The organism is Anabaena sp. FACHB-83 (assembly GCF_014697485.1).
Lineage (GTDB): Bacteria > Cyanobacteriota > Cyanobacteriia > Cyanobacteriales > Nostocaceae > Nostoc_B.
Map to the genome: position 1 here is coordinate 182976 of NZ_JACJRY010000014.1, position 7770 is coordinate 190745.

Annotated in this window: 8 protein-coding genes; 6 read left to right on the top strand and 2 right to left on the bottom strand. The window is 43.2% G+C overall.

Annotated features, from left to right (window positions below; genetic code table 11):
* Positions 1 to 154 precede the first annotated feature (154 nt).
* Positions 155 to 658 carry a helix-turn-helix domain-containing protein gene (locus H6G79_RS18320; protein WP_190590734.1) on the bottom strand — a complete coding sequence of 168 codons (504 nt, stop codon included), beginning with the start codon at positions 656 to 658 and terminating at the stop codon, positions 155 to 157.
* A 161-nt stretch (positions 659 to 819) separates the two neighbouring features.
* Between H6G79_RS18320 and H6G79_RS18325 the strand changes: the two genes are divergently transcribed.
* From H6G79_RS18325 to H6G79_RS18350, 6 genes are all read left to right on the top strand, one after another.
* Positions 820 to 2328: a class I SAM-dependent DNA methyltransferase gene (locus H6G79_RS18325; RefSeq protein WP_190590733.1), complete on the top strand. Its 1509-nt coding sequence runs from the start codon at positions 820 to 822 to the stop codon at positions 2326 to 2328.
* A complete protein-coding gene (locus H6G79_RS18330; protein WP_313933928.1) occupies positions 2325 to 3809 on the top strand; it encodes a class I SAM-dependent DNA methyltransferase in 1485 nt (494 codons plus the stop codon). Before H6G79_RS18325 ends, H6G79_RS18330 begins: the two co-directional genes overlap by 4 nt.
* A gap of 163 nt (positions 3810 to 3972) precedes the next feature.
* A complete protein-coding gene (locus tag H6G79_RS18335) occupies positions 3973 to 4302 on the top strand; it encodes a type II toxin-antitoxin system RelE/ParE family toxin (protein ID WP_190590731.1) in 330 nt (109 codons plus the stop codon).
* Complete coding sequence (locus H6G79_RS18340; protein WP_190590730.1) at positions 4295 to 5389, top strand: helix-turn-helix domain-containing protein; 1095 nt, start codon at positions 4295 to 4297, stop codon at positions 5387 to 5389. The genes H6G79_RS18335 and H6G79_RS18340 overlap by 8 nt, the downstream gene beginning before the upstream one ends.
* A gap of 19 nt (positions 5390 to 5408) precedes the next feature.
* A complete protein-coding gene (locus tag H6G79_RS18345; protein WP_190590729.1) occupies positions 5409 to 5675 on the top strand; it encodes a hypothetical protein in 267 nt (88 codons plus the stop codon).
* Positions 5629 to 7200, top strand: coding sequence for a UvrB domain 3-containing protein (locus H6G79_RS18350; protein ID WP_242048441.1), 1572 nt, complete (start codon positions 5629 to 5631; stop codon positions 7198 to 7200). The genes H6G79_RS18345 and H6G79_RS18350 overlap by 47 nt, the downstream gene beginning before the upstream one ends.
* A gap of 268 nt (positions 7201 to 7468) precedes the next feature.
* Here H6G79_RS18350 and H6G79_RS18355 read toward each other — a convergent pair whose 3' ends face one another.
* Positions 7469 to 7744 (bottom strand): hypothetical protein, encoded by a 276-nt coding sequence (locus tag H6G79_RS18355; protein ID WP_190590728.1) that lies wholly within the window; start codon positions 7742 to 7744, stop codon positions 7469 to 7471.
* Between the last annotated feature and the right edge of the window lie 26 nt (positions 7745 to 7770).

Below are 7770 nucleotides of genomic sequence, written 5' to 3' on the forward strand. Positions count from 1 at the left end.
TTTACCAGGTCGCATTGGTAAATCTTTTTCTAAACGTTCAGTGGCTTGAACTCCTGTCATTTCATCAATAGAGATAGTCCGTTCCCCCTGAAGGTGACGTTCAATCGCACTTATGTATAAACCAGTAATATCTTCAACTTTTGTATCAAATTCTTCATCTGGGGGGGGGAGTCAGCCAATACCGACTTTGGTGTGGCTTCAATTGGGCTTCTTCTAATAATCTTCCAACGTGGCGGACTGATATGCTTTCAATGATACCTTGTTTGATCATTTCATCCGCCAGTTCTCTTGGTGTCCAATGACTTATTGGTCTTCCGTAATCGGATGGTGGTGAACAAGCAAACGCAAACAACTCGATTACTTGTTCCATACTAAATTTTACTGGTGCGCCAGCACGTTCAGAATCTTGTAATCTTTGAAGAGTCAATAATTCTTTTCCCTGAGTCTCCAACCATCGGTTTCGCCATAAGCTAACCGTATGCCTATTGATATCCAAACGAATGGCGATTTCCCGATTATTTTGACCCTCAGATGCCATCAGAATTATTTTTGCTCTCAGTGCGATCTGTTGCGGTGTGTTGTGTCGGTCAATCAACTCCTGGAGTTCATAACGATCGCCATTGCTTAAATTTAAGATTTTTGGAGTTAATTTTGGCACACCTTTATCCCTTAATACTTGGACACAGCAAATTTTTACCTCACCATTTATTCTCCTACGATTATGGTCTAGCTATTTCCGCCGTGCCGTACTAGGCTTACAGAGGGTATTCTGAAAATATTAAGTCCACAAAATGCCGACTCATTTCAGTACGCAGTAACATGATCCAAGGAACATTGTTTGAACATTCCATCACTTTATCTGAGTTGTCATCCCATTTGTGGGAAGCAGCCAATATTTTGCGTGGAAGCCCCGTGGATCGCACTGACTGGAAGAGTTACATTCTGCCACTGCTGTTCTTCAAGCGCATTTGTGATGTTTGGGACGAAGAACGTCAAAAAATGATTGAAGAATACGGAGAACATTTCCCCGACGAACACCGCTTTCAAATTCCTGAAGGTAGCCACTGGCAAAACGTGCGTGATGCTTCTAGCAATGTGGGTACTGCCTTACAAAATGCCCTACGTAACATTGAAATTGCCAACCAGAAACATTTATACGGTGTATTTGGGGATGCCCAGTGGACAAATAAAGAAAAGCTGTCTGATGAACTGCTAAAAGACCTCATTGAACATTTCTCCGCCCTCAACCTTGGCAACAAGCGCGTCCACAGTGATGTGATGGGCGATGCTTACGAATACCTAATTAAAAAGTTTGCTGATACCACTAAGAATAAAGCTGGGGAATTTTACACACCGCGCAGTGTGGTACATCTGATGGTGGATATGTTAGACCCCCAAGAAGGTGAAACAGTTTATGACCCAGCTTGCGGCACAGGAGGAATGTTACTGGCTGCTGTTGCCCATGTACGTAATAAAGGGGGCGATGCACGAACATTCTTTGGTAAGTTACACGGGCAAGAGAAAAACTTAACCACCGCGTCTACTGCTCGCATGAATTTGTTTTTACACGAAGTCGAAGATTTTGTCATTGAACGCGGTGACACTCTGCGTAACCCTGTTTTTACCAACCCCGACACAGGCGGTTTAGCTCTGTTTGATGTAGTAATTGCTAATCCTCCCTTCTCCCTAGAAAAATGGGGACGGGAAGTTTGGGAAACTGACCCTTGGGGACGTGCTTTCGCTGGTCTGCCTACAGATAGTAGTGGTGATTTCGCCTGGGTACAACACATGGTCAAGTCAATGGCCAAGCCACATGGACGGATGGCAGTTGTGTTACCCCAAGGTGCATTATTTCGTAGTGGGGTGGAAGGACAGATTCGACGCACCCTACTGGAAATGGACATGATTGAGGCGGTAATTGGATTAGCACCAAACTTGTTTTACGGCACTGGTTTGGCTGCTTGTATACTGGTACTGCGTCAACGTAAAGCTCAAGCCCGTGCAGGTAAGGTATTAATTATTGATGCCTCAACCCTGTTCCGCAAAGGACGCGCCCAAAACTTTTTAGAACCAGAACACGCTGCTGAAATTCTACGTTGGTATGAAGAATTTACAGATGTAGAAGACCGGGCGCGGGTGGTTTCCAGAGAGGAAATTGAACAGGAAGGATGGACACTGAACATCTCCCGTTATGTTTTACCGCCCATAGGAGCAGATATTCCACCTTTAGATGAAGCGATCGCATCTTTTAAAGACGCTTTGGTACAATGCCGGGAAGTTGAGGAACATTTGCACCAAGTAATGCTGGAAGGGGGGTGGCTGGAGTGAGCGAACAAATCACACAACAAGCTATAGAAAGTTATCTGTGGGGAGCAGCCACTATCTTACGTGGGTTAGTTGATGCCGGGGACTACAAACAATATGTCTTTCCCTTGCTGTTTTACAAGCGGCTATCTGATGTTTGGGATGAGGAATTTGCCAAAGCACTGGCTGATACAGGTGATGCTAATTATGCCCGTGAAACTGCCAATGATCGCTTTATTATCCCAGATGGATCTCACTGGAAAGATGTCCGCATTGTTGCCAAGGATGTTGGTAAAGCTTTAAACAATGCCATGCGGAGTATTGAAACCGCTAATCCCGGTCGCTTAGATGGAATTTTCGGTGATGCGCCCTGGACAAATAAAGAACGTCTACCTGATTACATCATTAAAAATCTGCTAGAACATTTCTCTACAGTAGTGCTGTCCCTAGCCAATGTTCCTGAAGATGAATTGGGGAATGCTTACGAGTATTTGATTAAACAATTTGCTGATGACAGTGGACATACAGCCCAAGAATTTTATACCAACCGTACAGTTGTTCATTTAATGGTGCAGATGCTTGCACCGAAATCAGGCGATCGCATTTATGACCCTACCTGCGGTACAGGGGGAATGTTGATTTCGGCATTGACTGAAGTCAAGCGCACAGGTGGAGAACACCGTACCCTCAAGCTTTACGGACAGGAACGCAACCACATGACCGCTTCCATTGCTCGCATGAATTTAGTGCTGCACGGTGTAGATGATTATCAAGTCATGCGCGGTGATACCTTGGAACGCCCTGCTTTTACTGAAGACGATCAACTACGAACTTTTGATGTAGTTCTGGCTAATCCCCCCTACTCTATTAAACAGTGGAATCGGGAAGGCTTTCAAAGTGATCCTTGGCAGCGTAATTTTTTAGGGACACCACCTCAAGGAAGGGCTGACTATACCTTTTTTCAGCATATTTTAAAAAGCCTTGACCCAGCAACGGGACGCTGTGCAATTCTTTTTCCGCATGGGGTGTTGTTCCGCAAGGAAGAAGCCGAAATGCGGCAAAAGCTGGTTGAGGCTGATTTGGTGGAATGCGTTTTGGGTTTGGGGCCAAACCTGTTTTACAACTCCCCAATGGAAGCTTGTATTATTGTTTGCCGTAGCCGTAAACCACCAGAACGACAAGGACGGATTTTATTTATTGATGCAGTCCATGAAGTAGCCCGTGTCCAGGCACAAAGTATCCTCAAACCGGAGCATCAGTTACGTATTCTTAGTGTATATCAAAGTTACATTGATGATCCTGGTTTTGCTAAAATTGCTACTTTAGAGGAAATCGCTACCCAAGATTACAGTTTGTCTATTCCGCTTTATGTGCGGAAAAAAACAGCTAATAGCCAAACAGAGGAAGTAAAAACACTAGCTGAAGTTTGGGCAGACTGGGAACAGGGCAGTAGAGCCTTTTGGTTAGAGATGGATAGCTTAGTGGATATGCTGGATTCTTTATAAACTAATTTATTTACCAAACTGGTAAAATCTTGCTGAAAGCTTATTTAGCTAAAGTATAAAAAATTTATTTACCATAACGGTAAAGTATTATTGATATGATAAGTTCTCTGGACATAACAAATTTGTTTACCAAAGTGGTAAACTTGTATTAGTCAAGTAACGAATGGAAATCACCTTCAGCGATCGCAAACTGCAAAACCTATGCGAGCAACAAAACCAGGCGCAAAAAAAATTGGGTACAAACTGTGCCAAGAAATTGAGAACCCGATTGGCTGACCTAGCTGCTGTTAGTTGTGTCACAGAATTAGTTGCAGGTCGTCCCCATCCCTTAAAAGGAGATAGAGCAGGTGAATTTGCATTAGACCTAGAAGGTGGTACACGACTTGTATTTAAACCTGATAACGACCCTGTTCCTCTGACCGAGGATGAAAGCATTGATTGGTCAAAAGTTACTGCTGTTTGTATTGTTTTCATCGGAGATTACCATGACTGAGACAACCCGAACATTCACTCCAGATTGGGTATCTCCTCCCGGTGATACCATCGCTGACATATTAGAAGAGCGTGATTGGACTCAAGTACAGTTAGCAGAGCGATTAGGCTACACCACCAAACATATTAGCCAGTTGATTAATGGCAAAGCACCTATTAATGAAGAAACAGCCCTGAAGCTAGAACGGGTTTTAGGGAGTACAACAGCATTTTGGCTCAGTCGTGAAGCCCAATATCGTGCTGGTTTAGCTCGGATAGAAGAAGAAAACCGCTTAAAGGAGTGGACATCTTGGTTAGATCAGTTACCAGTCAAAGAGTTGATGAACCAAGGTGCAATTTCCAAGTGCATTTTAATTGCTAAAAATAAACCAGGAGTGGTAAAAAATTTATTACATTTTTTCGGTGTTGCTTCACCGGAAGATTGGCAGAAATGCTACGGAAGTTTAGAAGTTAATTTTCGTCGCACCCGCGAAGAACAAAGTGATGTTGGTGCTATTTCGGCATGGTTGCGGTTGGGTGAAATAGAAGCAGAAAAATTAGACTGTCCCAAGTACAGTAAACCAAAATTTGAAAAAGCAGTGCAGGAAATTCGCACGTTGACGGTGTTACCACGACAGGAATTTGAACCACAGATGCAACAGTTGTGCCGAGAAGCTGGGGTTGTGCTTGTTTTAGTACCATCAATTAAGCGATCGCACGTTAGTGGTGTAGCACGGTGGTTAAACTCGCATAAAGCACTGATTCAACTTTCGCTTTACGGTAAAACCAATGACCGCTTCTGGTTTAATTTCTTCCATGAAGCAGCACATATCCTGCTTCATGATAAAGAAAATATTTTTCTAGATGAATGGGATAGTGGGGAAAGTTTGGAATCGGAGCCAGAACGCGAAGCAAATCAATGGGCGCGGGAATTTTTGATACCACCTGAGTACGAAGGAGAATTAACGCAACTTAAATCTAAAAATGATGTTGTTGATTTTGCAAAGCGTATCGGTATCCATCATGGTATTGTCGTGGGTCGGCTACAACATGATAAATTAATTCCTCTTTCTTGGATGAATGCTTTCAAGGAGAGTTTTAGTTTTTAGTGGGTATACTAACTGCAAGATGATACAAGCTGATACGTTAAAAACAGGGTGGAAATTGGTAAAGTTTGGGGATGTGGTGCGCCTCAGCAAAGATCGTGCTACTAAATCAGAAATAGAAGGTATTGAGCGATATGTAGGACTTGAGCATATTGATCCTGATGATTTACGGATTCGGCGCTGGGGACTTGTAGCTGAGGGAATAACTTTTACTAGCAAATTTCAGCCTGGACAGGTTTTATTTGGTAAGCGTCGAGCCTATCAGCGAAAGGTTGCTGTTACACTTTGAGCCGCGTCTGGTAGAACTGCATATTGATAAAGATGCCATCGACCAAGCCTATGCAGAATTAACAGGTGGTTTATCAGATTTAGATAAAGAAACTCTCGCCAAAGCCGTTACTAAAATGGCAGTGCTGGTGAAAGTTCCAGACCGCATTACCAAAATCTGTGCAGACATCGCCGAACATTATCAGCAGAAAGTTGCTCCCAATGGTTTTAAAGGTATGGTCGTGACCTATGACCAAGAATGCTGTCTCCTGTATAAAGCAGAACTGGATAAACACCTGCCCCCAGAAGCCAGCGAGATAGTTATTTCCGCCACAGGTAAAGATGAGAGATTTAAACCGTATCAGCGTAGCCGCGACCAAGAAGAAAAGTTACTAGATAAGTATCGTGACCCTAACGACCCATTAAAAATTCTGGTTGTCACAGCCAAGTTGCTTACAGGATTTGATGCGCCTATTCTCCAGGCGATGTACCTGGACAAGCCCCTGAAAGCACACACTTTACTCCAAGCCATCTGCCGAACTAATCGCACCTACGGCAATAATAAAACGCACGGTTTGGTAGTAGACTATCTCGGCGTATTTGATGATGTCGCTCAAGCTTTAGACTTTGATGAGCAAGGCTTCCAGCAGGTTGTTTCTGGAATTAGTGCTTTAAAGAACGAACTCCCTGGTGCAGTACAGAAATGTTTAGCCTACTTCCTCGGAGTAGACCGCACTCTTAGTGGTTATGAAGGACTGATTGCGGCTCAGGATTGTTTACCCAACAATGATGTGCGTGATAACTTCGCCGCCGATTACAGTTACCTAGCTGATTTATGGGAAGCATTATCACCAGACCCCATGCTTATCAACTACGAAACTGATTACAAGTGGCTGTCCCAGGTGTACATTTCTGTTCAACCGACAACTGGCATGGGTAAACTACTCTGGCACGTACTCGGAGCTAAAACCATTGAGCTAATTCACCAAAACGTTCGTGTAGAAGCAGTGCGTGATGACCTGGAAGAAATTGTCCTGGATGCCGAATTATTGGAGGTGGTACTAAATTCCTCAGACCCCAGAAAGAAAGGCAAGGAAATTGAGATTCAAATTGCTCGTCGGCTGCGCCAGCATATTGATAATCCACGCTTCCGTGCTTTATCAGAGCGTCTAGAAGCCCTGAAAGAACGTCATGAGCAAGGACAAATTCACAGTGTAGCTTTCCTTAAGGATTTACTGGACTTAGCCCGTGACTTGCTACAGACAGAAAAAGACACACCACCGCAGGAAGATGAAGACCGAGGTAAGGCAGCTTTGACAGAGCTATTTTCAGAAGTCCGCAATGAGCATACACCCAAAATGGTGGAGCGAATTGTTAATGATATTGATGAAATAGTACGAGTGGTACGCTTTCCTGGGTGGCAGAAAACCAGTGCAGGTGAACGGGAAGTACGGCAAGCACTACGAAAAACCTTGTTTAAATATGCTTTGCACCAAGAAAAAGAACTGTTTGAAAAGGCTTACGGTTATATTAGGCAGTATTACTAATAGGAAAAATTTACTAGATAAACTTCAACTTTTTCATTTTCACACTGCACACCCTACATTAACGCGATGAATCAGAGATGAAAGCTTTGCCTAGACTACCTTACACGGTTGTGCAGTTGCAGTTTTGTACTTAATTAACTAACTGCATTTACCCTACACATCCTGCAATATACTCTGCAATCTTTAATCCCTTAGTTGATAAGGCTTGTACAAATTAAGTGCAGGATGAGAAGGATGTGCAGGGTGAAGAAAAAAGTTTACCCAGAATTTAAGATTGACGGATAATGGATTCAATTAATCCGCCTGCATCATCTTGTCTGAGTCCACGAATTACAAAACCACCACTTGTTTTAACTTTTTCTAACTTTCCTTGTCCTAGACGGATAATTTCTGGACTAAACTCCTTATTACTAACAGGTTTAGTTTGAGTTTTATGGCAATAAATACAATAACTACCACAATACCTTCGCCAAAATAAGAGGATGAAGAGAGAGGGCTGATGTAGTAGAGTTATTGTCTTCCCAAACGACAACTCAAAAGCCACAACAAGCCCATGCCCGATATCTTATC

Coding starts and splice junctions, on each gene's coding strand:
- H6G79_RS18325 (WP_190590733.1), top strand. CDS start 820: ATGATCCAAGGAACATTGTTTGAACATTCCATCACTTTATCTGAGTTG.
- H6G79_RS18335 (WP_190590731.1), top strand. CDS start 3,973: ATGGAAATCACCTTCAGCGATCGCAAACTGCAAAACCTATGCGAGCAA.
- H6G79_RS18340 (WP_190590730.1), top strand. CDS start 4,295: ATGACTGAGACAACCCGAACATTCACTCCAGATTGGGTATCTCCTCCC.
- H6G79_RS18345 (WP_190590729.1), top strand. CDS start 5,409: ATGATACAAGCTGATACGTTAAAAACAGGGTGGAAATTGGTAAAGTTT.